Here is a 24,896-nt window from a genome sequence, read left to right on the forward strand (position 1 = left end):
ATGGCCGCGCCCATGACCCTGCCCCTGAACACCGCCAAGGCCGCGCCGCGCAGTGGCGTCGCCTTCGGTGACCGCCTGTTCGTCGTAGGTGGCAAAAGCCTGCTGCTGACCCTGCTGGTGCTGGCGGTGCTGATGCCGTTGCTGGCGATCTTCTGGAAAGGCTTCAGTGCCGATGCCGGCCAGGGCGGTGGCCTGGTGGCAGCCCGCGAGTTGTTCGCCAGCGCCAACTTCCACTGGCTGCTCGGCAACAGCCTGTCGGTGGCCTTTACCGTCGCGGCCATCGTCGTGCCGCTGGCCTACCTGTTCGCCTATGCCCTGCAACGCACGCTGATCCCGGCCAAGGGCCTGTGGCGCGGCATTTCCTTGCTGCCGCTGCTGGCGCCGTCGATGCTGCCGGCCATCGCGTTGGTGTACCTGTTCGGCAACCAGGGCCTGCTGCGCGGGCTGCTCAGCGACAACATCTACGGCTTCTGGGGCATCGTCCTCGGCGAGGCCATCTACACCTTCCCCCATGCCCTGATGATCCTGCTGTCGGCGCTGTCGCTGGCCGATGCCCGGCTGTTCGACGCCGCCTCGAGCATGGGCGCCGGGCCAGCCCGGGCCTTCTTCAGCATCACCTGGCCGGCCACGCGCCAAGCCGTGTTCGCCGCGTTCTGCCTGGTGTTCACCCTGACCATCACCGACTTCGGCGTGCCCGTGGTGGTCGGTGGCGACTATCAGGTGCTGGCGCTGGAGGCCTACAAGGCCGTCGTTGGCCAGCAACAGTTCGGCCGTGGCGCGCTGATCGGCATGGTGCTGCTGGTGCCGGCCTTGCTCAGCTTTGCGGTCGATGCCTGGCTGCGTCGCCGCCAGGGCGATGCCATGAGCGGCCGGGCCCAGGTGTTCGAGCCCAAGCCTTGCAGGCTGCGCGATGCCTGCTTCCTGGCCCTGGTGCTGCTGGTGTGCGCGGCGTTGCTGGCGGTGATCGGCATGGCGGTGTATTCGTCGCTGGTCAAGTTCTGGCCCTACAACCTGTCGCTGTCGCTCAACCACTACCAGTTCGACGACACCGCCGGTGGCGGCTGGCTGGCCTACCGCAACAGCGTGACCATGGCCCTGTGCACCGCGCTGATCGGCAGCGTGGTGATCTTCAGCGGCGCCTACCTGATGGAGAAGACCCAAGGCCAACGCCTGCTCAACCAGGCCCTGCGTCTGCTCAGCTTCATTCCCATGGCCGTGCCCGGCCTGGTACTCGGCCTGGGCTACGTGTTCTTCTTCAACCTCAACGGCAACCCGCTGCATGTGTTCTACGGCAGCATGGCGCTGCTGGTGGTGTGCACCATCGCCCACTACCTGACCACCGCGCAGATGACCGCCACCACCGCCCTGCGCCAGCTCGACGGCGAGTTCGAAGCCGCCGCCCTGTCGCTCAAGGCGCCGCTGTACAAGCATTTCATGCGCGTCACCGTACCGATCTGCCTGCCAGCGCTGCTGGACATCGTCCGCTACCTGTTCGTCTCGGGCATGACCACCGTGTCGGCGGCGATCTTCCTCTACAGCCCCGACACCATCCTCGCCGCCGTCGCCGTGCTGAACATGGATGACGCTGGCAACGTCGGCGGCGCCGCCGCCATGTCCACCCTGATCCTGCTCACCAGCGCCGCCGCCTCTTTGCTGCTGGCCGCTGCTTCACGCGGCCTGCTGCGCCGCTCCCAGGCCTGGCGCCAACGCGCCCCCGGCCATTGACCGACTGCCCACAACGATAGGAACCGCACCATGTTCAAGCCCCTCGCACTTGCCGCTGCCGTATCCGCTGTGTTCAGCCTGCAGGCCTCGGCTGCCGCCACCCAGCTGACCGTCTACACCGCCCTTGAGGCCGAGCAGCTCAAGAGCTACAAGCAGGCCTTCGAGAAGGCCAACCCGGACATCGAGATCAAGTGGGTGCGTGACTCCACCGGCATCATCACCGCCAAGCTGCTGGCCGAAAAAGACCGCCCGCAGGCCGACGCGGTGTGGGGCCTGGCCGCCTCCAGCCTGGCCATCCTCGACCAGAACGGCATGCTCGACGCCTATGCGCCGAAAGACCTGGGCAAGATCTCGCCCAACTACCGCGACGCCGCCAACCCGCCGGCTTGGGTGGGCATGGACGTGTGGGCTGCGACCATCTGCTTCAACGCCGTCGAGGCTGAAAAGCAGGGCCTGACCAAGCCGCTGAGCTGGCAGGACCTGACCAAGCCCGAGTACAAGGGCAAGATCGTCATGCCCAACCCGGCCTCGTCCGGCACCGGCTTCCTGGATGTCAGCGCCTGGCTGCAGACCTTCGGCGAGCCCCAGGGCTGGGCCTACATGGACGCCCTGCACCAGAACATCGGCCAGTACGTTCATTCCGGCTCCAAGCCGTGCAAGCTGGCCGCCGCCGGCGAGTTCCCGATCGGCATCTCGTTCGAGTACCCGGCCGTGCAGCTCAAGCGCCAGGGCGCGCCGCTGGACATCGTGCTGCCGAAGGAAGGCCTGGGCTGGGAGATCGAGGCCACTGCCGTGATCAAGGGCTCGCCGAAAGCCGATGCGGCCAGGCGCCTGGCAGATTTTTCCGCCAGCCCCGCCGCGATGGAGCTATACAAAGAGAACTTCGCCGTGCTCGCCGCACCGGGCATCGCCAAGCCTCAGACCGAGTTGCCGGCGGACTACGAGCAGCGCCTGATCAAGAATGACTTCGCCTGGGCCTCGAAGAACCGCGACGAGATCCTCAGCGAATGGCGCAAGCGCTATGACGGCAAGTCGGAGAAAGTCGCCCAGCAGTAAGGGCCCCATCGCGGGGCAAGCCCGCTCCCACGACGCCCGTAGGAGCGGGCTTGCCCCGCGATGACGTCTTCAAAGGAAAACACGATGCCCAATTCGCACCAGACCATCGACAACACCTTCGCCCTCTATGAACACCACGGCAGCGCAGACTACATCGGCGAAGCCATCACCCAGCTCGAACATATGTCCCAGGCCGCGCAACTGGCTATGGCTGAGGGCCATGACGACGAAGTGGTGCTGGCGGCGTTCTTCCACGACATCGGTCACTTGCTGGGTGAAGGCGAAGCCAGCATGGGCGGCTATGGCGTGGTCAGCCACGAACGCCTCGGCGCCGACTACCTGCGCCGTTGCGGCTTCGGCGAGCGTATGGCGCGCCTGGTGGAGTACCACGTCGAGGCCAAGCGCTACCTGACTTTGCGTCAGCCGGGGTACTACGACCGGCTGAGCGAGGCCAGCCGGCGCACGCTGGGGTATCAGGGTGGGGTGATGAGCGATGCTGAAGCGGATGCGTTCGAGGGGGATCCGTTGTTTGCGGTGAGCCTGCGGATGCGGGAGTGGGATGAGCTGGCTAAGGAGGTCGGGGTGCCGGTGATGGACCTGATGGTGCTGAAGCAGAAGGCCTTGGCATTGCTCTGAGACTTTGATGGCCTGCACCGGCCTCTTCGCGGGTAAACCCGCTCCCACAGGTCATGTGCAGGTCCTGTGGGAGCGGGTTTACCCGCGAAGGGGCCGGACCTGTTCTCAAAGCTGTGTGACCAACGCCACCAACTGCTCCTGGCGTTCTGCCTGATTCACCTTGCCCCCCGGGTTGAGCGTCGACCACTGCGGATGTGCCCGCGCCTTGCTCAGCGCCTCGGGCAGCTTGCCTTCGCGCCAGGCCTTCTCGTCCAGCGCGCCCAGGCGAATGCTGTCCTGCGCCGCATGCCCGCGGCTATCCAGCGTCACCATCAACTGCTGCTGACGCAGCGCCAGCAGGCGCAGCACGGTGTCATCCACGGTCAATTCCCGTTGGCCCTTGAGCTTGCCCATCAACCGCGCGCCATAGTTGCGCGCCGTTTGCAGCGCGCCACCGGCAATGGCCCCGGCCAGCGCGGCGGCGCCCAGGGTCAGGCCGCCGACCAGCAGATCGACGCCGGCACCGGCCGCGGCACCCGCCGCCACCCCGCTGCCCAGGCGCACGCCCAGCAACTTCAGGGTTTCCGGGTTGAACAGGTCATCGCCCCAGCGGCCATCCAGCAATGGCAGGTCACCGGCATCGGCATCTTCGCGGCGGAAGGCATACAGCTTGAGCAGCGCCTCGACACAGCGCTGCTCGCGCTGGCGCACGTCCCGGCGCAGGGCCTCGATGGCCTTGGCTTCGTCGGCGGGCTCGACACTGCGCCGGCAGGCGGCGCAATCGAGCAGCAATTCGGCGATCAGGCGTTTGCCGCTGTGCTGGCGGGCCAGGCGCTGCGCCTGCTGGTCATCGATCAGCCGCTGCAGGGCCGGGCGGGCTTCTTCCAGCAACAGGGCGAGGCTTTCGTACAGGCGTCGTTCGCCGTCCTCCGGCGGGGCCACGCTGTCAAACCGCACCAGCGCGTGCAGGCCCAGCCGTGCCAGGGCTTCGCGCCATTCCGGCTCGCGGTGCTGGTGGCTGGCGACGAAGTTGAGCACCGGCAGCAGTGGCTTGCCGCAACCGGCCAGTACCTCCAGCTCGTCGCGGTACTTGGCCAGCACCGGTTCGCGGGCGTCGATCACATACAGCCCGGCGTTGCTTGCCAGCAACTGGCGCAGCACCTTGGCTTCCTGTTCGAAGCGTTGGCGCGCCTCGCTGCCCTGGAGGAAACGCTCAAGCCGGGCCGGGCCATCGAGCCGCTCGCCTGGTCGCTCGAGGCGTTCGAGGTAGTCGAGCAGGGCGATGGCGTCTTCCAGGCCAGGGGTGTCGTACAGCTCCAGCAGCGGCTCGCCGTCCACCGACAGGCGCGCGCCTTCGACATGGCGGGTGGTGCTGGGGCGGTGCGAGACCTCGCCGAACCCGACATCGCGGGTCAGGGTGCGCAGCAGCGAGGTCTTGCCGACGTTGGTGTGGCCAACCACGGCCAGTTTCAGCGGCTCAGTCATGGCCATGCTCCAGCCAGGTCAGCGGCGAGGTGTCGGCGTGGGGCAGGCCCAGGCGGTCGAGGGCGTCGTGCCAGTCGCCCAGGCGCGCGGCGTCCAGCGCCTGGCCGGGTTGTGGCTGCAGCAGCCAGATGCGCGTGGCGCCGGCATTGCGCGCCAGCTCCGCGAGCAGTGCCAGGCTGCCACGGTCCGGTGAGCGGCGCGGATCACAGGCGATGGCCAGGCGCGCCGGGGGGAAGCGGCCAAGCTGTTCGAGCAGTTTGTTGCGCGATTCGCGGCTGTCGAGTACGCCGGCGTTGGTCACGCTTTTCGGCAGGGCTGGTGGCCAGGGATGCTGGTCGTCCAGCTCCAGGCCCACCAGCAGCGCGCCGCTGCTGCCGCTGTCCAGTTGCCCGGCCGCGAACTGCGGGAGCGCCTCCGGTGCCGCGTCCTGCACGCCGATCCGCTCGCTGCGTGGCATCAGTGCTTCACGCAATTGCGCATAGCCGGGCAGGTTGAGGTCCAGGGCCAGCCGCTGGCGGCCCTGGCGCCAGCGCCACAGGCACAGCGCGGCCAGCACCAGGCGCGGCAACAGGCCGTAGACCAGCACCACGCCGAGCAGCCAGCTGGCCCAGGCCTGGCGCGCCAGGTCGAGGGCCGGCAGGGTGTCGCCGCTGGCGCGGATCATGGCCTCGTCCGGCACGGCGAAGCCCAGCAGCGAGGGCAGGGCGCCGAGGGCGTGGGTGAGGGCGATGAAGGGTTCGGCGGCGAGCAGCGTGGTTTCCCAGACGAAGCCGTAGCGCCGGGTCGCCAGCAACGCCAGCAACATGCCCAGCGCCGCCAGCATCGCCAACAGCCACAGGCCATGCACCAGGGCACCGAGCAGCCAGCGATTCAGGCGTTGGCGCTGCAACAGCACCAGCAGCGCCGGGGCCAGCTGCGCGGCCTTGGCATCACGGGCCAGGCGTTCGCTCAGCCACAGCCACAGGCGGCCCAGCGTTGCGCCCTGTTCGCCGGCGTAGAAAAAGCCGATGGCCCAACCGGCCAAGAGCAAAACGTTGAGCCCGAGCAGGCTGCCCAGGGCCCAGAATACGTTCACCGGGCGCTGGCCATCGCCCAGCGCGGCAAGGCCCAGGCCGGCGCCGCTGAACACGGCCAGCACCATCAACGCCATCAACGCCAGGCGGGCGCCTTGCTTCCAGTGGCGCAGCGCCTCGGCCATGCCGTCGCGTTCGGCCAGCCACAGGGCCCGGGCCTCGATGCGGGTAGCCAGGTCGCCACCCTGCTGGCGGGCGCGGCGGTTGGCTTCCTGGTCCTCCAGGGGGCCGGCGTGTTCTTCGCGCAGGCGCACCGCTTCGGTGAGCCAGCGCTTGTCCAGTTCAGTCAGTGCAGTCACAAGCTCGTCCATTGCACAGGTCAGGGCGCAAGCATAACCCACGTGCCCGGTGCTATCCTCGCCGCCATGACTACCTCACTCCCCCTCAGCCTGATCGCGGCCCTCGCCGAGAACCGTGTGATCGGCATCGACAACACCATGCCCTGGCATCTGCCGGGGGACTTCAAGTACTTCAAGGCCACCACCCTGGGCAAGCCGATCATCATGGGGCGCAAGACCTGGGATTCGCTGGGCCGGCCGTTGCCGGGGCGCTTGAACATCGTCGTCAGCCGCCAGCCTGGCTTGCAACTGGCCGGCGCCGAGTTGTTCGCGTCGCTGGAAGCCGCGCTGGTACGCGCCGAGCAATGGGCCCGGGAGCAGGGCGTCGAGGAGCTGATGCTGATCGGCGGCGCGCAGCTTTACGGCCAGGCGCTGGAAAAAGGGCTGGTGAGCCGCATGTATCTGACCCGGGTCGAGCTGTCGCCCCAGGGCGATGCCTGGTTCCCCGAGTACGACCTGGGGCGGTGGCAGTTGGCCTCGAGCCAGGCCCAGGCCGCCGAGGGCGATGGCCCGGCCTACCATTTCGAGGTCTGGGATAAACGCTGATCAGCAGCAATTGCGAATTCATCTCATCTTCTGCTAGCGTGCGCACCTCTTGAGACCTAGAGCCAGGACGTGCCGTGTCTTCATGGAACAAGCAGATCGCCCGGCTGTTCACCGAGCACAAGAAGGCCCTTGAGGCCTTCGTGGCACGGCGCACCGGCAATGCGCAGGTGGCCGCCGACCTGACCCAGGAGTCCTTCCTGCGGCTGGCGCGGCTGCCTGCCGACAAGCAGATCGATAACCTGTCGGCTTTTCTGTTCACCATCGCCAGCAACCTGGTGCGCGACCACCAGCGCCAGGCCATTCGCCGTGAGCGCCTGGACGCCGGCGAGCCGAGCGAGGAGCTGGCCAGCGAAGCTCCCGCTGCCGAAGACCAGTTGGCCGCACAGCAGGAGCAAGCCCTGATGCAGGCCGCCATCCAGGCCTTGCCCGAGGCGACCCGGCACATCTTCCTGCTCTATCATGTCGACGGTTGCACCTACCGCGAAATCGGCGAGCGCATGAACACCACGCCACGCAGCGTCGAATACCAGCTGCGCAAGGCGCTGCTCGACTGCCGTGCCTTCATCAAGGCGCAGCTGGCCGGCGACGGTGGGAGGCAACGCCCATGAGCCAGGATCCCGAGAGCACCATTGACCCCATGAGCGACATGCCCGACAGCGAGCAGCTGTTCGCCGAAGCCACCGCCTGGTACTACCGCCTGCAAGCCGACGATGTCACCGCGGCCGAACGGCAGGCGTTTGCCGACTGGCACCTGCAGGGGCCGGAGCAGGCTCAGGCCTGGGCCGAGGTGATCACCTTGCTGGGCGCCCTGCAGGCCCCGGCCAGGCGCGTGCGCGAGCAGCAGCGCGGGCAATGGCGCACAGCGCCACGGCGGGCCTGGCCCAGGGTTGCAAGTGCTGCCGCCGCGGTGCTGACGCTGGGGCTGCTGCTCAGCCAGACGCCCTGGCTGGACCGCTGGCGTGCCGACTACGCCACTGGCACCGGCGAGTCGCGCAGCGTGCAGCTGGCCGATGGCTCGCGTATCCAGTTGAACACTGACAGCGCGCTGCAGGTGGAGCTGGCCCATGGCGAGCGGCGCGTGCACCTGTTGCGTGGCGAGGCCTGGTTCGAGGTGACCCGTGACCCCGACCGGCCCTTCGTGGTGCGCGCCGGCGACGGTTGGGTGCGGGTGGTCGGCACGCAATTCAGTGTCGCCCTCGAAGGCGAACAGGCCCGTGTGCAATTGGCCCAGGGCAAGGTACAGGTACGTGCGGGGGAAAGCCCCGGGGTGTTCCTGGCTCCGGGGCAGGCGGTGGAGTACGCGGCCAACGGGCCGGGGGCCGTACACCCGTTCGAGCCGGGCCGGGCGTTCGCCTGGCGGCAACGGCAACTGGTGTTCAGCCAGCAGCCCCTGGCTGAAGTGGTGGCCGAACTGAACCGCTATTGGCCGGGCCAGACCCTGGTGCTGGGCGATGCCCTGCGCCAGCGCAAGGTGTCCGGGGTGTTCGAAATCGACAAGCCGGACGCCGTGCTCCGGGCCCTGACCCACACCCTGGGTGTCCACGCCGAGCAATACACCCCTTACTTGCGCATTCTGCGCGAGGGATGAAAAAAGTTTCGGGGATTCCCGCGGGTCCGTCGTCCTTGAATGAGCAGGCGTAAATAATAAGCACTCTCAGATGGTGCAGCGCCACTCAATGACTTGGACGATTTCGGGGAGCTCCACTGATGAAGATTACCGCCACTCGGACCGTGCTCGGCCTGGCCATCGCGCTGGGCAGCGCAGCACTGGCCGCGCCGCTGCAGGCGCAGGCCGCAGCGCAGGCACAGGTTTACCGTTTCGAGATCCCGGCGCAGTCGCTGGACTCGGCGCTGGCGGCCTTCAGTGCAGTCACCCGGGTGCAGGTGCTGGTGCCGGGCGAGTTCACCCAGGGCCTGCGTTCGTCGGGCCTCAATGGCAGTTATCCACAGGACCAGGCACTGGCCAGGCTGCTGCAAGGCACCGGGCTGAGCGCCAGCGTGATCGACGCCGACAGCGTCACCCTGGAGCGCCAGCGCGCGGCCGGCGACACCTCGATGCAGCTGGGCGCAACCAAGATCGACAGCAGCGCGCTGGGGGCCACCACCGAGGGCAGCGGCTCCTACACCACGGGTGCGCTGACCATCGGCAAGGGCGAGCAGAAACTCAAGGACATCCCCCAGTCGGTCTCGGTGGTTACCCGCCAACGCTTGAACGACCAGAACATGAACAGCCTGCAGGACGCCATGCGCCAGGTGACCGGGGCGACGATCAAGAGCTACAACAGCGGCTCCAACCTCAACGATGTGTACATGCGCGGCTTCCTGGTCGACCAGGTGCAGGTGGACGGCGTTTCGCAGCTGACCGGGCAGGGCGACATGGCCACCAGCTTCGACCTGGCGATGTTCGACCGGGTCGAGGTACTGCGCGGCCCCTCCGGCCTGTACCAGGGCGCAGGGGAGCCGGGCGGTACCATCAACCTGGTGCGCAAGCGTGCGCTGGGCACCTTCGGCCTGAGCGGCGAGCTGTCGGCCGGCAGTTGGGACCGCTACCACTCCACTGTCGATGTCACCGGCCCGCTGAACGGCGACGGCACCCTGCGCGGGCGTTTCGTGACCGCCTACGAGAACAACCAGTCGTTCGTCGACCATGCGCAGAACGAGCGGCCCATGGTCTATGGCCGCCTGGAATACGACGTGAGCCCGGCCACCACGCTGTCCCTGGGTGGTGCCTATCAGCGCAACAACTCGACGCCGGCGTTCGGCCTGCCGGCCTATGCGGACGGCAAGCTGCTGGATGTGAGCCGCTCGAGCTTCGTCGACGCCAAGTGGAACGAGTTGGACGAGCGCGTGTGGGAGGGCTTCTTCGAGGTGGACCACGCCCTGGACAATGGCGGCCAGTTCAAGACCTCGCTGACCTACCGCGATGCCGAGACCCCGACCCGCAACTTCACCTGGACCGATGGCGCGGTGGACCGGGCGACCGGCGCCAGCTCCGCAGTGGCCTACGCCTACTACACCCATATCAAGACCCTCGGCCTGGACAGCTTCGTGACCTTGCCGGTGGAGGCGTTCGGGCGCAGCCACGAACTGACCGTGGGCGCCGAATACCAGCACCTGGACAAGGACTTCACCTACGGCGGAGGGGAGTACTTCGACATCAATGTGTACGACCCGGGCAGCATCAATATCCCCAAGCGCGACTACGAGATGGTCAACGGCAACTGGGTCAAGTCGCAGCAGTACGGTGTGTATGCGCGCACCAAGATCAGCGCCACCGACTGGCTGGACGTGATCCTCGGCAGCCGGGTGACCTGGTTCGAGAGCGAAGGGCGTAACGCCAATGCCTTCTTCGACAACTTCAGCAACACCGAGACCAACATCGACCGCAAGGTGATCCCTTACGCGGCGCTGGTGGCCAAGCTCACCCCGGAGCTTTCGGCCTACGCCAGCTACACCAGCGTGTTCAAGCCGCAGACCGACGTGGACGCCAGCGGCAAGCCGATCGACCCGCGCGAGGGCGAACAGTACGAGCTGGGGCTCAAGCGCGAGTTTCTCGATGGCCGCCTGAACGGCAGCGTGGCGTTGTTCCGCATCTATGACGAGAACCGTGCGCAGTCGGTGCAGCGCACCGCCTACTTCGAGGCTCAGGGCAGGGTCCGTAGCCAGGGTTGGGAAACCGAGCTGTCCGGCAACCTGACCGACAACTGGAGCATCAGCACCGGTTACGCCTTCACCATGCTCAAGTCGATGAACGAGGAGAACTACCAGGGCATCAGCATCACCCCCAAGCACAACTTCAACCTGTGGACGCGTTACGAGTTCAAGGATGGGCCGTTGGACGGTTTCAGCGTGGGTGGCGGTGTGCGGGCGGTCAGTCAGACCTATTACAAGCGTGACGTGGACTTCGTCCAGGGTGGTTACAGCGTGGCCACCGCGCAGGTGGGGTATCGCTTCAACAAGCACCTGTCGTCCACGCTCACGGCCAACAACCTGTTCGACCGCAAGTATTACGAGCGGGTGGACAGTGCCTGGGGGTCGAACTTCTATGGCGAGCCGCGCAACCTGACGTTGACGTTGCGGGCCAGTTACTGACTTGCAGCCCTATCGCCGGCAAGCCGGCTCCCACAGGAAAATGCATGACCCCGTGGGAGCCGGCTTGCCGGCGAAAGGGGCGCAAAGCGCCCCCAGCAATTTCTCAGGAGTGACTCAGCTCGGCATGCTCATCCCCGCCCAGCACCTGCTGGTCGGTCTGCTTGAGCAACTGGCTGGTCACCACGCCCGCAGTCATCGAGCCATTCACGTTCAACGCCGTGCGCCCCATGTCGATCAGCGGCTCCACCGAGATCAGCAGCGCCACCAGTTCCACCGGCAGGCCCATGGCCGGCAGCACGATCAGCGCGGCGAAGGTCGCACCACCGCCCACGCCGGCCACACCGGCCGAGCTCAGGGTGACGATGGCCACCAGGGTAGCGATCCACAGCGGGTCGAAGGTGTCGATGCCCACCGCCGGGGCGACCATCACCGCGAGCATCGCCGGGTACAGGCCGGCGCAGCCGTTCTGGCCGATGGTGGCGCCGAACGAGGCGCTGAAGCTGGCGATCGACTGCGGCACGCCCAGGCGCTGGGTTTGCGCCTCGATGTTCAGCGGGATGCTGGCGGCGCTGGAGCGGCTGGTGAAGGCGAAGGTCAGTACCGGCCACACTTTACGGAAGAAGCGCAGCGGGCTGACGCCGGTCAGCGCCAGGATCACCCCGTGCACCACGAACATCAGGCCCAGGCCGATGTACGACACCACCACGAAGCTGCCCAGCTTGAGGATGTCGTCGAGGTTGGAGCTGGCCACCACCTTGGTCATCAGCGCCAGCACGCCATAGGGGGTGAGTTTCATCACCAGGCGCACCAGGCGCATCACCCAGGCTTGCAGCACGTCGATGGCCGACAGCGCGCGTTGGCCTTTGTCCTTGTCGTCCTTGATCAGTTGCAAGGCGGCCAGGCCCAGGAACACGGCGAAGATCACCACGCTGATGATCGAGGTCGGCTTGGCCCGCGCCAGGTCGGCCACCGGGTTGGTGGGGACGAACGACAGCAGCAGTTGCGGGATGTTGAGGTCGGCGACCTTGCCTGCGTAGTCGCTGTGGATCGCCTGCAGCCGCGCGCTTTCCTGCACGCCGGCCACCAGACCCTCGGCGCTGAGGCCGAACAGGTTGGTCAGGGCGATGCCGAGCAGCGCGGCGATGGCGGTGGTCAGCAGCAGGGTGCCGATGCTCAGCACGCTGATGCGGCCCAGGCTCGAGGCATTGTGCAGGCGGGCCACGGCGCTGAGGATCGAGGCGAAGATCAGCGGCATGACGATCATCTGCAGCAGGCCGACATAGCCGTTGCCGACCAGGTCGAGCCAGGCAATGGTGGCTTTGAGTACCGGGTGGCCGGCGCCGTAGACCGTGTGCAGGACCAGGCCGAAGCTCACGCCCAGGGCCAGGCCCAGCAGTACTTTCTTGGCCAGGCTCCAGTCGGTGCGGCGGGTTTGCGCCAGGCCCAGCAGCAGGGCCAGGAACGCCAGCAGGTTGAGAGACAGCGGCAGGTTCATTGAAGCTCCAGAAAAAGCAGAAGAGGCATCGCCTCTGATGAGCGATTGCGAACCGAAATGCTAACAGCCTGAAAACAAACGAATTTATACCTAAAAGGAATTTGCATAGTCGTTTATGGAATAACGCCGTGTCGTTATTGGCAACGCACATGGCGTTTGCGGCTGTGTCGGGGTCGGTCGCGAGCGTCCGGTTGTCACAAAACGGGTCTAGGGTTGAGCGGCCACGTCTTTGGGAGAACTGCACATGATGTCTGCGCCGAAACTGCTTGCCGGCGGGTTGGCCCTGTTGCTCAGCGCCAGCAGCTGGGCGGCCACCGAGCTCAAGCATTGGCCCGCCGAGGCGGCCAGCAAGCTGGACGCGATGATCGCCGCCAATGCCAACAAGGGTAACTACGCGGTGTTCGACATGGACAACACCAGTTACCGCTTCGACCTCGAAGAGTCGCTGTTGCCGTTCATGGAGAACAAGGGCCTGCTGACCCGCGACAAGCTCGACCCCTCGCTCAAGCTGATCCCGTTCAAGGACACCGCCGAGCACAAGGAGAGCCTGTTCAGCTACTACTACCGCCTGTGCGAAATCGACGACATGGTCTGCTACCCGTGGGTGGCCCAGGTGTTCTCGGGCTTCACCCTCAAGGAGCTCAAGCAGCAGGTCGACGAGTTGATGGCCTCGGGCAAGCCGATCCCCAGCACCTATTACGAAGGGGATCAGGTCAAGAGCATCGAGGTGCAGCCGCCCAAGGTCTTCACTGGCCAGGCCGAGCTGTACAACAAGCTGATGGAGAACGGCATCGAGGTGTACGTGATCTCGGCGGCGTCGGAAGAGCTGGTGCGCATGGTCGCCGCCGACCCCAAGTACGGCTACAACGTCAAACCTGAGAACGTGATTGGCGTGAGCCTGCTGCTCAAGGACCGCGCCACGGGCCAGTTGACCACCGCGCGCAAGCAGATCAGCGCCGGTCACTATGACCCCAAGGCCAACGAAGGCCTGGAGCTGACCCCGTACCTGTGGACCCCGGCGACCTGGATGGCCGGCAAGCAGGCGGCGATCCTGACCTATATCGACGAATGGAAGAAACCGGTGCTGGTGGGCGGCGACACGCCGACCAGCGATGGCTACATGCAGTTCCACAGCGTCGATGTGGGCAAGGGCGGCATCCACCTGTGGATCAACCGCAAGGCCAAGTACATGGACCAGTTGAACGGCATGATCGCCAAGCATGCGGCGGCCCAGGCCAAGGAAGGGTTGCCGGTGACGGCGGACAAGAACTGGGTGATCGTGACGCCGGAGCAGATTCAGTAATACGTCATGGCCATCGCGGGGCAAGCCCGCTCCCACGCAAAGCCGCGCTTACTTCGTGGGAGCGGGCTTGCCCCGCGATAAGGGACGAGCGGATAAAAAAAACCGGCGCACCAGGCGCCGGTTTTTTCATGCCATCAAAGCCTCACAGCCCTTCAAGCATCGCCTTGTTACGCACCGCACCCTTGTCGGCACTGGTAGCCAGCAGGGCGTAGGCCTTCAGCGCGGTTGTCACCTTGCGTGGGCGCACTTCGGCCGGCTTCCAGCCTTTCTTGTCCTGCTCGACGCGGCGCTGGGCCAGCTCTTCATCGCTGACCAGCAGGTTGATCGAACGGTTGGGGATGTCGATCAGCACCTTGTCGCCGTCGCGCACCAGGCCGATGGCACCGCCCGCGGCGGCTTCCGGCGAGGCGTGGCCGATCGACAGGCCCGAAGTACCGCCCGAGAAGCGGCCGTCGGTGAGCAGGGCGCAGGCTTTGCCCAGGCCTTTGGATTTCAGGTACGAGGTCGGGTACAGCATCTCCTGCATGCCCGGGCCGCCTTTCGGGCCTTCGTAGCGGATGATGACGATGTCGCCGGCCTTCACTTCGTCGGCAAGGATGCCGCGCACGGCGCTGTCCTGGCTTTCGAAGATCTTCGCGTTGCCTTCGAACACATGGATCGACTCATCCACGCCGGCGGTCTTCACCACGCAGCCGTCCAGGGCGATGTTGCCGTACAGCACGGCCAGGCCGCCTTCTTGCGAGTAGGCGTGCTCGAAGCTGCGGATGCAGCCGTTTTCACGGTCGTCGTCCAGGGTTTCCCAGCGGGTCGACTGGCTGAACGCGGTCTGCGTCGGGATGCCGGCCGGGCCTGCCTTGAAGAAGGTGTGCACGGCTTCGTCATCGGTCTGGGTGATGTCCCACTTGGCGATGGCTTCTTCCATGCTGGCGCTGTGCACGGTCGGCAGGTCGGTGTGCAGCAGGCCACCACGGGCCAGCGAACCGAGGATGCTGAAGATGCCGCCGGCGCGGTGCACGTCTTCCATGTGGTACTTCTGGATGTTCGGCGCCACCTTGCACAGCTGCGGCACCTTGCGCGACAGGCGATCGATGTCGCGCAGGTCGAAGTCCACCTCGCCTTCCTGGGCCGCGGCCAGCAGGTGCAGGATGGTGTTGGTCGAACCGCCCATGGCGATGTCGAGCATCATGGCGTTCTCGAACGCCTTGAAGTTGGCGATGCTGCGCGGCAGGACCGAGGTGTCGTTGTCGCCGTAGTAGCGTTTGCACAGTTCGACGATGGTGCGGCCAGCGGTGAGGAACAGCTGCTCGCGGTCCGAGTGGGTGGCCAGGGTCGAGCCGTTGCCCGGCAGGGCCAGGCCCAGGGCCTCGGTCAGGCAGTTCATCGAGTTGGCGGTGAACATGCCGGAGCACGAACCGCAGGTCGGGCAGGCGCTGCGCTCGTACTCGGCGACCTTTTCGTCGGAGGCGCTGGAGTCGGCGGCGATGACCATGGCGTCGACCAGGTCCAGGCCATGGCTGGCCAGCTTGGTCTTGCCGGCTTCCATCGGGCCGCCGGAGACGAAGATCACCGGGATGTTCAGGCGCAGGGCGGCCATCAGCATGCCGGGGGTGATCTTGTCGCAGTTGGAGATGCAGACGATGGCGTCGGCGCAGTGGGCGTTGACCATGTACTCGACGGCGTCGGCGATGATTTCGCGGCTGGGCAGCGAATAGAGCATACCGTCGTGGCCCATGGCGATGCCGTCATCGACTGCGATGGTGTTGAACTCTTTGGCCACGCCACCGGCGCGTTCGATCTCGCGGGCGACCAGCTGGCCCAGGTCCTTCAGGTGCACGTGCCCCGGGACGAACTGGGTGAACGAGTTGGCGATGGCGATGATCGGTTTCTTGAAATCGTCGTCCTTCATCCCGGTGGCGCGCCACAGGGCGCGGGCGCCGGCCATGTTGCGGCCGTGGGTGGAGGTCTTGGAACGGTAATCAGGCATGGAGCGCTCCTGGCGGCTAAATCACGTCACGTAAATAGGGAGTGAGCTTCTCTTGTCCTGAAACGCCGAAGGCCGGTTGCCGCTGGCAAGGATGGGGGCCGAAGACCACGCGGGATCGCCGCAGGCTCGACCAGAGCTCATAAACCCGCCGGGGATGTCTGGCGATGAATAGGCCCGATTCTACACCGCCGCGCCTGCGAGGGAATGCCGTTGTGATAATTGGCAGTCGGCCCAGGCCGCACGGTAAAGCCCTTGGCATCGGTTGCGCAGGGTTCGGTAGACTGGCGCGCTTCGTCCCCCACTGGCCAAAAGGATTTGCCATGCCGGCGCCTGCTCGCTCGTTGTTGTATTACGTTGTCATCGGCCTGGTCCAGGGCCTGGTATTGCTCGCCACCGTGCTGGAGCGCGGTGAAGTGCTCGGCTTCGGTATGTCGGTGGCCGTCTGTGTCGCGATGGTGGTGGCGGGCCTTAACCTGCAGTTGCTCGGCAGCGCTGTGCGCCAGCGCGGCACGGGCTGGCTGGTACTGGGCCTGACCTTGTTGATCAGCGGGATCAGCGGCTGGGTGTTCAGCGCCGAGCCCAATGGCTGGCTACAGATGACCTGGTGCCTGGCGGCGGTGGTGCTGGGCTATATCGGCACCGCGTTCATCCTGGCCTGGCCGACCGGCGAAGGGCTGCGGCTGCGCTACGAAGACCTGTTCCGGCATGCCTGGAACAATGTGTTCATCCTGTTCCTGGCGCAGATGCTGACCGGCCTGTTCTGGCAGCTGCTGTGGCTGTGTGCGCTGCTGTTCAGCATGCTGGGTATCCCGCAGGTGAAGGACGTGGTGGAGTCGCCGGTGTTCCTCTGGCTGGTGCTGCCGGTGGTGTTCTCCCTGGGGATGCGCATGGGCCGGGAGAACGAGAAGGTCATCGGCCTGCTGCGTGGCATCCTGCTGACGCTGTGCCGCTTCCTGCTGCCGCTCGGCGCGCTGATTACCCTGCTGTTCACCCTGACGCTGCCGTTCACCGGGCTGCAGCCGGTGTGGGACACGGGTTACTCGACGACTCTGTTGCTGGCGCTGGCGATCATCACCCTGTTCCTGGTCAACGGTGTGTTCCAGGAGGGGCATCAGGGCAGCGTCTATCCCGTTGCACTCAAGCGCCTGGTAAACGCCAGCCTGCTGTGCCTGCCGGTGCTGGTGGGCCTGGCGGCCTACGCCAGCTGGATGCGCATCGACCAGTACGGGCTGACACCGTCGCGAATCCTGGCGCTGTTGCTGGTGGGGGTGATGCTGGTCCACGGCCTGGCGGCGGCCTGGGCGGTGCTGGCGTCGCGCCAGGGCTGGCTTAACAGCCTGCGGGTGAGCAACCCGTGGATCGCCCTGCTCAGCGCGGTGCTGGTAGTGCTGTTCTATACGCCGTTGCTCGCGCCACAGCAGCTGAGTGCGAAAAACCAGGTCGAGCGCCTGGTCAGTGGGCGTACGTCGGTCAGCGACTTCGATGCGCGAAACCTGTACCACGACCTGGGCCAGCCGGGGCGCGAGGCCTTCGAGCAGCTTGAAAAACGGCTGCAAACGGATGAGTTGTTCGATGCGCCAGAGCGTGCGCAACTGCTGGCGACGCTGGAGCAAGTGCGACGGCCGGCAGCGGCCGAGGAACGCGGGCCAAAATTGGAGTGGCTGGGGCCGGTACAGTCCAGCACTGAAGCCTTGGCTGACTCGACCCTGGCCGAAAGCCAGTGCGGCGGCAAGGGCTGCTATCTGTGGGCGGTCGACCTGGATGACGATGGGCACAACGAAGTGCTGATGATTCCGCGGCACACTTACGCATCGCGCCTGTTCGTGCTCACCTGGGACAACCGCGAATGGCGGGAAGTGGGGAGTTTGAGCGGCAACATGGACAACCTGGATGGGTTGGTCAACGGCATTCGCGAAGGGGCGGTGAAGCTGGTCACGCCGCGCTACAGGACCTTGAGCATCGGCGGGCAGGAGCTGATGCAGGACTTCAGGCGGTAACAGGGGCTGTCCTGCAGCCCTTCGCCGGCTTGTCGGCGATGAAGCCGCAACGCGGCCTCATGCTGTCAGGCCAACGGGTAACTATCTAACGCCTGGTCGTTTGCCTGCTTGCTAGCGTGGCCGCACTTCTCACAGTCCAAGGAGGACACCCCATGGGACCTTTGCGTTGCCTTGCCGGTCTGCTCTGCTGCCTGGCCAGCTCAGCCTTCGCTCACCTCGACGATGCCTACTCCCACGATGCCCATGATCCATTCACCGACAAGCACGCGTGGATGGGCATGATCCGTGACAATGTGCGGCTAAGCGAAATGGCACTTCCGGGCACCCACGATTCGGCGACCTTTGATGTCAGACTGTTTCCGATCGTCACAGACATCGTCAGCACCCAGACTCTCGATTTCGACGAGCAGTTGCGCTACGGCATTCGTGTGCTCGATCTACGTATCCGGCAAACGGGTGATGCATTCGCCTTGCACCATGGCTCGGTCTATCTCGACAAGATGTTCGGCAGCGCGCTTGAGTCGATTCGACGCTTTCTCAAGGCCAACCCCAGCGAAACCGTATTGTTTCGCATCAAGCAGGAGCATACCCCCGAGAGCAATGTAACCCTGAGCCTGGCGCAGGTCTTCGAGCAGTACATGGCGCAGTTCTCGGACATCTACCTGAAGGCGCCGGGTGGCGGTGTCACGCTGGGCGAGGCGCGAGGGAAATTCGTCGTGCTGTCCAACATCGCCGAGCTCAACAACCAAGGGCTCGACTACGCCAGTTTCGACGTCCAGGATGATTCAACCCTGAAAACCAACTGGGACCTGCACGAGAAGTACCTCAAGGTACGGCGCCACCTGCACCGAGCTGCCGCGGGCAGCCCGGATACGTTCTATGTGAACTACCTGTCGGGCAGTGTCGGTTCGTTTCCCTACTTCGTTGCCAGCGGCCACGTCAGCCCGGGGACGGATGCCGCGCGGTTGTCCACCGGGCTCATCGCGCTGGGGGAAGTCGACTGGTACCCGTTCTTTCCCCGGACAACCTGTGCCATGCGGGTCTGCTCGATATCCTTCGAAGGCACCAACACCCTCGCGCGTGACGACATCAAGGATCTGAACGGCCCTGGGCCGACGCAAAGGACGGTTGGCATCATCATGGCCGATTTCCCGGGCGAGTCGTTGATTGCCAACATCATCGCCAACAACCACAACTCGACCCATGACTTGGGACGATGAGTCGGTCTGTGTTTCTGCCGCTGCCTGGGCCATGCAGTGGCCCAGGCAGGGATTTGATCAGCTGTTCGGCAGCAAGCGGCAGGTAATGCTCTTGATGTAACGGGTCTCGCTGATCGCCGGGTGCACCGGGTGGTCAGGGCCCTGGCCGCCACGTTCGAGCAGCTGCAGGTTGCGGTCCAGGTGGCGGGCGCTGGTCAGCAGGATGTTGTTCAGGTCGTCCTCGGGCAGGTGCATCGAGCACGAGGCGCTGACCAGGATGCCGTCCTTGTTGAGCATGCGCATGGCCTGTTCGTTGAGGCGGCGGTAGGCGGCCTCGCCGTTTTTCAGGTCTTTCTTGCGTTTGATGAAGGCGGGCGGGTCGGCAACGATCACGTCGAAACGCTCTTCGGCGGCTTTGAGCTCGCGCAGGGCTTCGAACACATCGCCTTCGATGCAGGTCACTTTCTCGCTGATGCCGTTCAGCGCGGCATTGCGCTCCACGCCGTCCAGGGCGAAGCCCGAGGCGTCCACGCAGAACACTTCGCTGGCGCCGAATGCGCCGGCCTGCACACCCCAGCCACCGATGTAGCTGAACAGGTCGAGTACGCGCTTGCCTTTGACGTAGGGCGCCAGGCGCGCGCGGTTCATGCGGTGGTCGTAGAACCAGCCGGTCTTCTGCCCTTCACGTACCGGGGCTTCGAACTTGACGCCGTTCTCTTCCAGGGCGACCCAGTCCGGCACTTCGCCGTAGACGGTGTCGACGTAGCGCTCGAGGCCTTCGGCGTCACGGGCGGCGGAGTCGTTCTTGAACAGGATGCCGCTGGGCTTGAGCACCTGGATCAGGGCGGCGATCACTTCGTCCTTGTGCGCTTCCATGGTGGCCGAGGCCAGTTGCACCACGAGGATGTCGAAGAAACGGTCGACCACCAGGCCGGGCAGCAGGTCGGAGTCGCCGTAGACCAGGCGGTAGCACGGTTTGTCGAACAACCGCTCGCGCAGCGACAGGGTCACGTTCAGGCGGTGTACCAGCAGCGACTTGTCCAGTGGCAGCTTGGCGTCACGCGACAGCAGGCGGGCGCAGATCAGGTTGTTCGGGCTCATGGCCACCACGCCCAGCGGCTTGCCGTTGGCGGCTTCGAGGATGGCTTGCTGGCCGGCCTTCAGGCCCTGCAGCGGGGTGGCGGCAACGTCGACTTCATTGCTGTAGACCCACAGGTGGCCGGCGCGCAGGCGGCGGTCGGCATTGGCTTTGAGACGAAGGCTGGGCAGGGACATGACGTCGCTCCGGGAAAAAAGAGCGGGAGTATACCGTGTTGGCTCAGGGTTCGGCGCGCGGGCACGACCAAGTGTGGGATGGATAAAATCAGGCGTGGGAGCGGGCTTGCCCCGCGATGGCGTCAGTATGGCCAGCGATGTTCGCCGGGTAGGACCTATCGCGGGGCAAGCCCGCTCCCACGCAGGCCAACCACGCAGGCCACCCATGCCCAAGGGTCTAAAGAAAAACCTGGAACGAACGATCCACTCATTGGGTGCCCTGGCGGACTACAGGGTTTAGAATCCCCCGTCCCCAAGGAGCCCGAACCATGTCCCAGGAACTTACCGCCGAACAGATCCAGCAAGCCTTGCAAGGCATCACCATTCCGCCGCAGCCGCAGATCATGGTCGACCTGCAGTTCGAGCAGTACATGCCCGACCCGGACCTGGAGACCATCGCCAAGCTGATTTCCCAGGACCCCGGCCTGGCCGGCGCCCTGCTCAAGCTGGTCAATTCGGCGCAGTTCGGCCTGTCGAACAAGATCGGTTCGATCCAGCGCGCGGTGAACCTGCTGGGCAGCCGCTCGATCATCAACCTGATCAACGCCCAGTCGATCAAGGGCGAGATGAGCGACGAGACCATCGTCACCCTCAACCCGTTCTGGGACACCGCCCAGGACGTGGCCATGACCTGCCTCACCCTGGCCAAGCGCACCGGCATCCAGGCGGCGGACGAGGCCTACACCCTGGGCCTGTTCCACGATTGCGGCGTGCCGCTGATGCACAAGCGCTTCCCCAACTACATGGAAGTGCTGGAAGAGTCCTACGCCAAGGCCAATGACGAAGTCCGCGTGGTGGACACCGAGAACCGCGTGTTCAACACCAACCACTCGGTGGTCGGCTACTTCACCGCCAAGTCGTGGCGCCTGCCGGAGCATATCAGCGCCGCCATCGCCAACCACCACAACGCTCTGTCGGTGTTCCGCGACGAGTCCTCGCGCAACGCCCAGACCCAGCTGAAGAACCTGTTGGCGGTGTTGAAGATGTCCGAGCACATCTGCGCCTCGTACCGCGTGCTGGGCAATCAGAGCGTCGACCACGAGTGGAACATGGTTGGTCCGCTGGTGCTGGAATACATCGGGCTGTCGGAGTACGACTTCGAGCAGCTCAAGCAGGACATCCGCGAACTGGGCGGGCGCTGAACCATGCCGGAATTGCCAGAGGTCGAAACCACCCGGCGCGGTATTGCGCCGCATCTGGTGGGCCAGCGGGTCAGCCGTGTGGTGGTGCGTGACCGGCGCCTGCGCTGGCCGATCCCGGAAGACCTCGACGTGCGTCTGTCGGGGCAACGCATCGTCAGCGTCGAGCGCCGCGCCAAGTACCTGTTGATCAACGCCGAGGTGGGCACGCTGATCAGCCACCTGGGCATGTCGGGTAACTTGCGCCTGGTCGAGCTGGGCCTGCCGGCAGCCAAGCATGAGCATGTGGACATCGAGCTGGAGTCGGGGCTGATGTTGCGCTACACCGACCCACGGCGCTTCGGCGCCATGCTCTGGAGCCTCGACCCGCTCAACCATGAACTGCTGCTACGGCTGGGGCCGGAGCCTTTGACCGACCTGTTCGACGGCGAGCGGCTGTTCCAGCTGTCCCGTGGCCGTTCGATGGCGGTCAAGCCGTTCATCATGGACAACGCGGTGGTGGTCGGGGTGGGCAACATCTATGCGACCGAAGCGTTGTTCGCCGCCGGCATCGACCCGCGCCGCGAGGCGGGCGGGATTTCCCGGGCGCGCTATCTGCGGCTGGCGATCGAGATCAAGCGGGTGCTGGCGGCGGCCATCGAGCAGGGCGGCACGACCTTGCGCGATTTCATTGGTGGCGATGGGCAGCCGGGGTATTTCCAGCAGGAGTTGTTCGTTTACGGGCGCGGTGGGCAGCCGTGCAAGGTGTGCGGCACCGAGTTGCGCACGGTGACGCTGGGACAGCGGGCGAGCGTGTTCTGCCCGAAATGCCAGCGTTGACCGGCTGATCGCTATCGCGGGGCAAGCCCGCTCCCACAGGATCCACTCCGGGCTCGTGGGAGCGGGCTTGCCCCGCGATAGGGCCGGATCAGTCGATTACCGTCGCTTGCCCTACACCCCTGGGATCACTGGCCGCCTCGACAGTCCCGCCAGCCTTGTCCCAATACAGCACCTGCTGGTTGCCGTAGTTACGCCCCACATCCTTCAACCGATACCCGCGCGCCTGCAGCTCGGCCTTTTGTGCATCGCTGAACGTCCTCGGCTCATGCTCCACCACATCCGGCAAGTACTGGTGGTGGTAGCGCGGCGTCGCCGGCCATTCGGCCACGGGGCGGCCTTCGAGCAAGCCCATTACCGACAGCAACACCATGCTCGGGATCCGGCTGCCGCCGGGTGTGCCGAAACTGGCGAACTGGCTTGGGCTTTCGATGAAAGTCGGGCTCATGCTCGACAGCGGCCGCTTGCCCGCCGCCACGGCATTGGCCTGGCTGCCGGCCAGGCCGTAGCTGTTGCTGCCGTTGGGGTCGGCGGCGAAATCGTCCATCTCGTTGTTCAGCACCACGCCGGTGCCGGGCACGCTGAACGCCGCGCCGAACGGCAGGTTGACCGACAGGGTGGCGGACACCGCGTTGCCGTCGGCGTCGATCACCGTGAAGTGGGTGGTGTGGTCGCCTTCACGCCAGGCCGGTGACGGCGGCAGGGCGCTGCTGGAGGTGGCCTGGCGCACGTCGATGCTGTCGGCCAGGCCAGTGAGGTAGTGGCGCGCCAGCAGGCGGTTGACGGGGTTGGCGACGTAGTCCGGGTCACCCAGCAGACCACGGTCGCGGTACGCCCGGCGCAATACCTCAATCACGTAGTGGTTGCGCTGTACCGGCTCGGCGCTTTGCCAGGGCAGGCGCTGGAGCATGGCCAGGCTCTGGGCCAGGGCAATGCCCCCGGCCGAAGGCGGTGGGCTGCTGATCAGTTCACGCTGTTCGGCCAGCTGATAGCGCAGCGGCTCGCGCCAGGCGGTGTGGTAACCGGCGAGGTCGTCGAGGCTCCACAGGCCGCCGGCCCGACGTACGCCATCGACCAGGCGCTGGGCGGTGGGGCCACGGTAGAAGCCGTCGCGGCCATGCTCGGCGAGGGTTTGCAGGGTGCTGGCCAGCTCAGGCTGGCGGATCACCGTGCCCAGGGCCGGTACGTCATTGGCGCTGAGGAACAGCCGGGCGCTTTCGGGGTCATCACGCAGCGCCGCCAGGCGCATGGTCGCGCGGTCGCGGTAGATGCGGTCGACGGCAAAGCCCTGATTGGCCAGGCGGATTGCCGGTGCCAGGCTGTCCTTGAGCGGCAGTTTGCCGTGGCTGGCGGCCAGGTCGGCCAGGGCCTGGGGCAGGCCGGGGATGGCCGCCGCCAGCGGGCCGTTGATCGACAGGCCGGGCTGGACCTTGCCGTCCTTGAGGTACATGTCTGCCCGCGCGGCGGCAGGTGCGCGCTCACGGGCGTCGAGGAAGGCGTAGCGCGGGGTGGCCGCTTGTTCGCGCAGCAGGAAGAAACCACCGCCGCCAAGGCCCGAGCCGTAGGGCTCGACCACTGCCAGCGCGGCGCCGATGGCCACGGCGGCATCGAAGGCGTTGCCGCCTTGTTCGAGCACCTGCCGGGCGGCGGCGGTGGCTTCGGTGTGCGGGCTGGCGATGGCGGCGCGGCCCGGGCCGTCGGCCTGGGCTGCCGTGGCCAGCAGCGCCAGGGCGGCGCCCAGCGCGGCGCGGCGTATCGCGGCGACGAACGGCATCAGGCCTTGCCGGTGATCCGGCGGTACTTGGCCATCAGCTCGTCTTCGGTTTCCGGGTGGGCTTCATCCAGTGGGATGCAGTCGACCGGGCAGACTTGCTGGCATTGCGGCTCGTCGTAGTGGCCCACGCACTGGGTGCACAGGTTCGGGTCGATCACGTAGATCTCTTCGCCTTGCGAGATGGCAGCGTTCGGGCACTCGGGTTCGCAGACGTCGCAGTTGATGCAATCGTCGGTGATGATCAGGGACATGGGGACTCCGGCCGGGGCGTCGGGCCCGGGCATGTTTCAATGCGATAGGCGCAATTGTGCCGGATTCGCGCCCGCAGTGCACGCGGGCGCGTCAGCGGGACGCGCCCCGGGCACTCAGGTTACTTGCGAAAGCGCTCGGTCAGCGCGTCGGCCACCGCCGGGTGGACGAACTTGGTGATATCGCCGCCCAACGCGGCAATTTCCCGGACCAGCGTCGAGGAAATGAACGAATAACGCTCGGAAGGCGTGAGGAACAGGCTCTCGACGTCCGGCGCCAGCTGGCGGTTCATGTTGGCCAGCTGAAACTCGTATTCGAAGTCCGAGACCGCGCGCAGGCCACGCAGGAACACATTGGCGTTCTGCTCCTTGGCGAAATGCGCCAGCAGCGAGGAGAAGCCGATGACTTCGACATTGGGCAGGTGCTTGGTGACCTCGCGGGCCAGCGCCACCCGTTGCTCCAGCGGGAACAGTGGGTTTTTCTTCGGGCTGGCGGCCACGGCAATGATCACGTGGTCGAACAGCCGCGAGGCGCGCTCGACCAGGTCGCCATGGCCTTTGGTAATGGGGTCGAAAGTACCCGGGTACAACACTCGGTTCATCGCGTCATCCTGGCTGGAGTGCGTTGGGGAGTCGGATGGTAGCTCAGCGACCGCGCCCGGCCAAGCCGCGTGGCTGGCTGATGGCACTATAGACA

20 protein-coding genes are annotated in these 24,896 nt (G+C 65.8%); 12 read left to right on the forward strand and 8 right to left on the reverse strand.

Translation table 11 applies throughout. The features are described 5' to 3' along the window. The 3 genes from RTH46_RS06020 (at position 1) to RTH46_RS06030 (ending at position 3,417) form a co-directional block, all read left to right on the forward strand. Positions 1-1,725 (forward strand): putative 2-aminoethylphosphonate ABC transporter permease subunit, encoded by a 1,725-nt coding sequence (locus RTH46_RS06020; protein ID WP_316905223.1) that lies wholly within the window; start codon positions 1-3, stop codon positions 1,723-1,725. Positions 1,726-1,755: 30 nt separating this feature from the next. Then, complete coding sequence (locus tag RTH46_RS06025) at positions 1,756-2,781, forward strand: putative 2-aminoethylphosphonate ABC transporter substrate-binding protein (protein WP_316905224.1); 1,026 nt, start codon at positions 1,756-1,758, stop codon at positions 2,779-2,781. Between the two features lie 84 nt (positions 2,782-2,865). After that, on the forward strand, positions 2,866-3,417 hold the full coding sequence (locus RTH46_RS06030) for a phosphonate degradation HD-domain oxygenase (RefSeq protein WP_153785498.1): 552 nt from the start codon (positions 2,866-2,868) through the stop codon (positions 3,415-3,417). A 105-nt stretch (positions 3,418-3,522) separates the two neighbouring features. On the opposite strand, the gene RTH46_RS06035 is transcribed toward RTH46_RS06030, so the two are convergent. Both RTH46_RS06035 and RTH46_RS06040 read right to left on the reverse strand, forming a co-directional pair. Beyond that, positions 3,523-4,881, reverse strand: a complete 1,359-nt coding sequence (locus RTH46_RS06035; protein ID WP_316905225.1) for a GTPase/DUF3482 domain-containing protein — start codon at positions 4,879-4,881, stop codon at positions 3,523-3,525. Beyond that, positions 4,874-6,265, reverse strand: a complete 1,392-nt coding sequence (locus tag RTH46_RS06040; protein ID WP_316905226.1) for a DUF2868 domain-containing protein — start codon at positions 6,263-6,265, stop codon at positions 4,874-4,876. Before RTH46_RS06040 ends, RTH46_RS06035 begins: the two co-directional genes overlap by 8 nt. A 54-nt stretch (positions 6,266-6,319) precedes the next feature. Between RTH46_RS06040 and RTH46_RS06045 the strand changes: the two genes are divergently transcribed. From RTH46_RS06045 to RTH46_RS06060, 4 genes are all read left to right on the forward strand, one after another. Then, complete coding sequence (locus tag RTH46_RS06045) at positions 6,320-6,838, forward strand: dihydrofolate reductase (RefSeq protein WP_316905227.1); 519 nt, start codon at positions 6,320-6,322, stop codon at positions 6,836-6,838. Positions 6,839-6,912: 74 nt separating this feature from the next. Then, positions 6,913-7,446, forward strand: a complete 534-nt coding sequence (locus RTH46_RS06050; protein WP_110992128.1) for an RNA polymerase sigma factor — start codon at positions 6,913-6,915, stop codon at positions 7,444-7,446. After that, positions 7,443-8,426 (forward strand): FecR family protein, encoded by a 984-nt coding sequence (locus RTH46_RS06055; RefSeq protein WP_316905228.1) that lies wholly within the window; start codon positions 7,443-7,445, stop codon positions 8,424-8,426. Before RTH46_RS06050 ends, RTH46_RS06055 begins: the two co-directional genes overlap by 4 nt. A gap of 119 nt (positions 8,427-8,545) precedes the next feature. Continuing rightward, a complete protein-coding gene (locus tag RTH46_RS06060) occupies positions 8,546-10,930 on the forward strand; it encodes a TonB-dependent siderophore receptor (RefSeq protein ID WP_316905229.1) in 2,385 nt (794 codons plus the stop codon). A 103-nt stretch (positions 10,931-11,033) separates the two neighbouring features. On the opposite strand, the gene RTH46_RS06065 is transcribed toward RTH46_RS06060, so the two are convergent. After that, positions 11,034-12,425, reverse strand: coding sequence for an L-cystine transporter (locus RTH46_RS06065; RefSeq protein ID WP_316905230.1), 1,392 nt, complete (start codon positions 12,423-12,425; stop codon positions 11,034-11,036). A gap of 247 nt (positions 12,426-12,672) precedes the next feature. Between RTH46_RS06065 and RTH46_RS06070 the strand changes: the two genes are divergently transcribed. Next, positions 12,673-13,728: a haloacid dehalogenase-like hydrolase gene (locus tag RTH46_RS06070; protein WP_316905304.1), complete on the forward strand. Its 1,056-nt coding sequence runs from the start codon at positions 12,673-12,675 to the stop codon at positions 13,726-13,728. Positions 13,729-13,870: 142 nt separating this feature from the next. On the opposite strand, the gene ilvD is transcribed toward RTH46_RS06070, so the two are convergent. After that, on the reverse strand, positions 13,871-15,712 hold the full coding sequence (gene ilvD / locus RTH46_RS06075; RefSeq protein ID WP_316905231.1) for a dihydroxy-acid dehydratase: 1,842 nt from the start codon (positions 15,710-15,712) through the stop codon (positions 13,871-13,873). 320 nt (positions 15,713-16,032) lie between these two features. On the opposite strand from ilvD, the gene RTH46_RS06080 reads away from it, so the two are divergent. After that, on the forward strand, positions 16,033-17,709 hold the full coding sequence (locus RTH46_RS06080; protein WP_316905232.1) for a DUF4153 domain-containing protein: 1,677 nt from the start codon (positions 16,033-16,035) through the stop codon (positions 17,707-17,709). A gap of 152 nt (positions 17,710-17,861) precedes the next feature. Beyond that, positions 17,862-18,929: a phosphatidylinositol-specific phospholipase C gene (locus RTH46_RS06085; protein WP_153785506.1), complete on the forward strand. Its 1,068-nt coding sequence runs from the start codon at positions 17,862-17,864 to the stop codon at positions 18,927-18,929. A 57-nt stretch (positions 18,930-18,986) separates the two neighbouring features. Here the strand turns inward: RTH46_RS06085 and RTH46_RS06090 are convergent, their stop codons facing one another. Next, positions 18,987-20,183, reverse strand: coding sequence for a class I SAM-dependent rRNA methyltransferase (locus tag RTH46_RS06090; RefSeq protein ID WP_316905233.1), 1,197 nt, complete (start codon positions 20,181-20,183; stop codon positions 18,987-18,989). Positions 20,184-20,545: 362 nt separating this feature from the next. On the opposite strand from RTH46_RS06090, the gene RTH46_RS06095 reads away from it, so the two are divergent. Continuing rightward, on the forward strand, positions 20,546-21,364 hold the full coding sequence (locus tag RTH46_RS06095) for an HDOD domain-containing protein (protein WP_316905305.1): 819 nt from the start codon (positions 20,546-20,548) through the stop codon (positions 21,362-21,364). A gap of 3 nt (positions 21,365-21,367) precedes the next feature. Then, a complete protein-coding gene (mutM, locus tag RTH46_RS06100; RefSeq protein WP_153785508.1) occupies positions 21,368-22,180 on the forward strand; it encodes a bifunctional DNA-formamidopyrimidine glycosylase/DNA-(apurinic or apyrimidinic site) lyase in 813 nt (270 codons plus the stop codon). An 88-nt stretch (positions 22,181-22,268) separates the two neighbouring features. Here the strand turns inward: mutM and ggt are convergent, their stop codons facing one another. The 3 genes from ggt to coaD form a co-directional block, all read right to left on the reverse strand. Next, the gene (gene ggt, locus RTH46_RS06105) at positions 22,269-23,951 is read right to left on the reverse strand and encodes a gamma-glutamyltransferase (protein WP_316905234.1); all 1,683 of its coding nucleotides are present in this window, start codon (positions 23,949-23,951) and stop codon (positions 22,269-22,271) included. After that, the gene (locus RTH46_RS06110; RefSeq protein WP_011531711.1) at positions 23,951-24,202 is read right to left on the reverse strand and encodes a YfhL family 4Fe-4S dicluster ferredoxin; all 252 of its coding nucleotides are present in this window, start codon (positions 24,200-24,202) and stop codon (positions 23,951-23,953) included. The genes ggt and RTH46_RS06110 overlap by 1 nt, the downstream gene beginning before the upstream one ends. A 119-nt stretch (positions 24,203-24,321) precedes the next feature. Then, positions 24,322-24,801 (reverse strand): pantetheine-phosphate adenylyltransferase, encoded by a 480-nt coding sequence (gene coaD, locus RTH46_RS06115; protein ID WP_153785509.1) that lies wholly within the window; start codon positions 24,799-24,801, stop codon positions 24,322-24,324. Positions 24,802-24,896 lie beyond the last annotated feature (95 nt).

The organism is Pseudomonas sp. zfem004, assembly GCF_032621715.1.
Classification (GTDB): domain Bacteria; phylum Pseudomonadota; class Gammaproteobacteria; order Pseudomonadales; family Pseudomonadaceae; genus Aquipseudomonas; species Aquipseudomonas sichuanensis.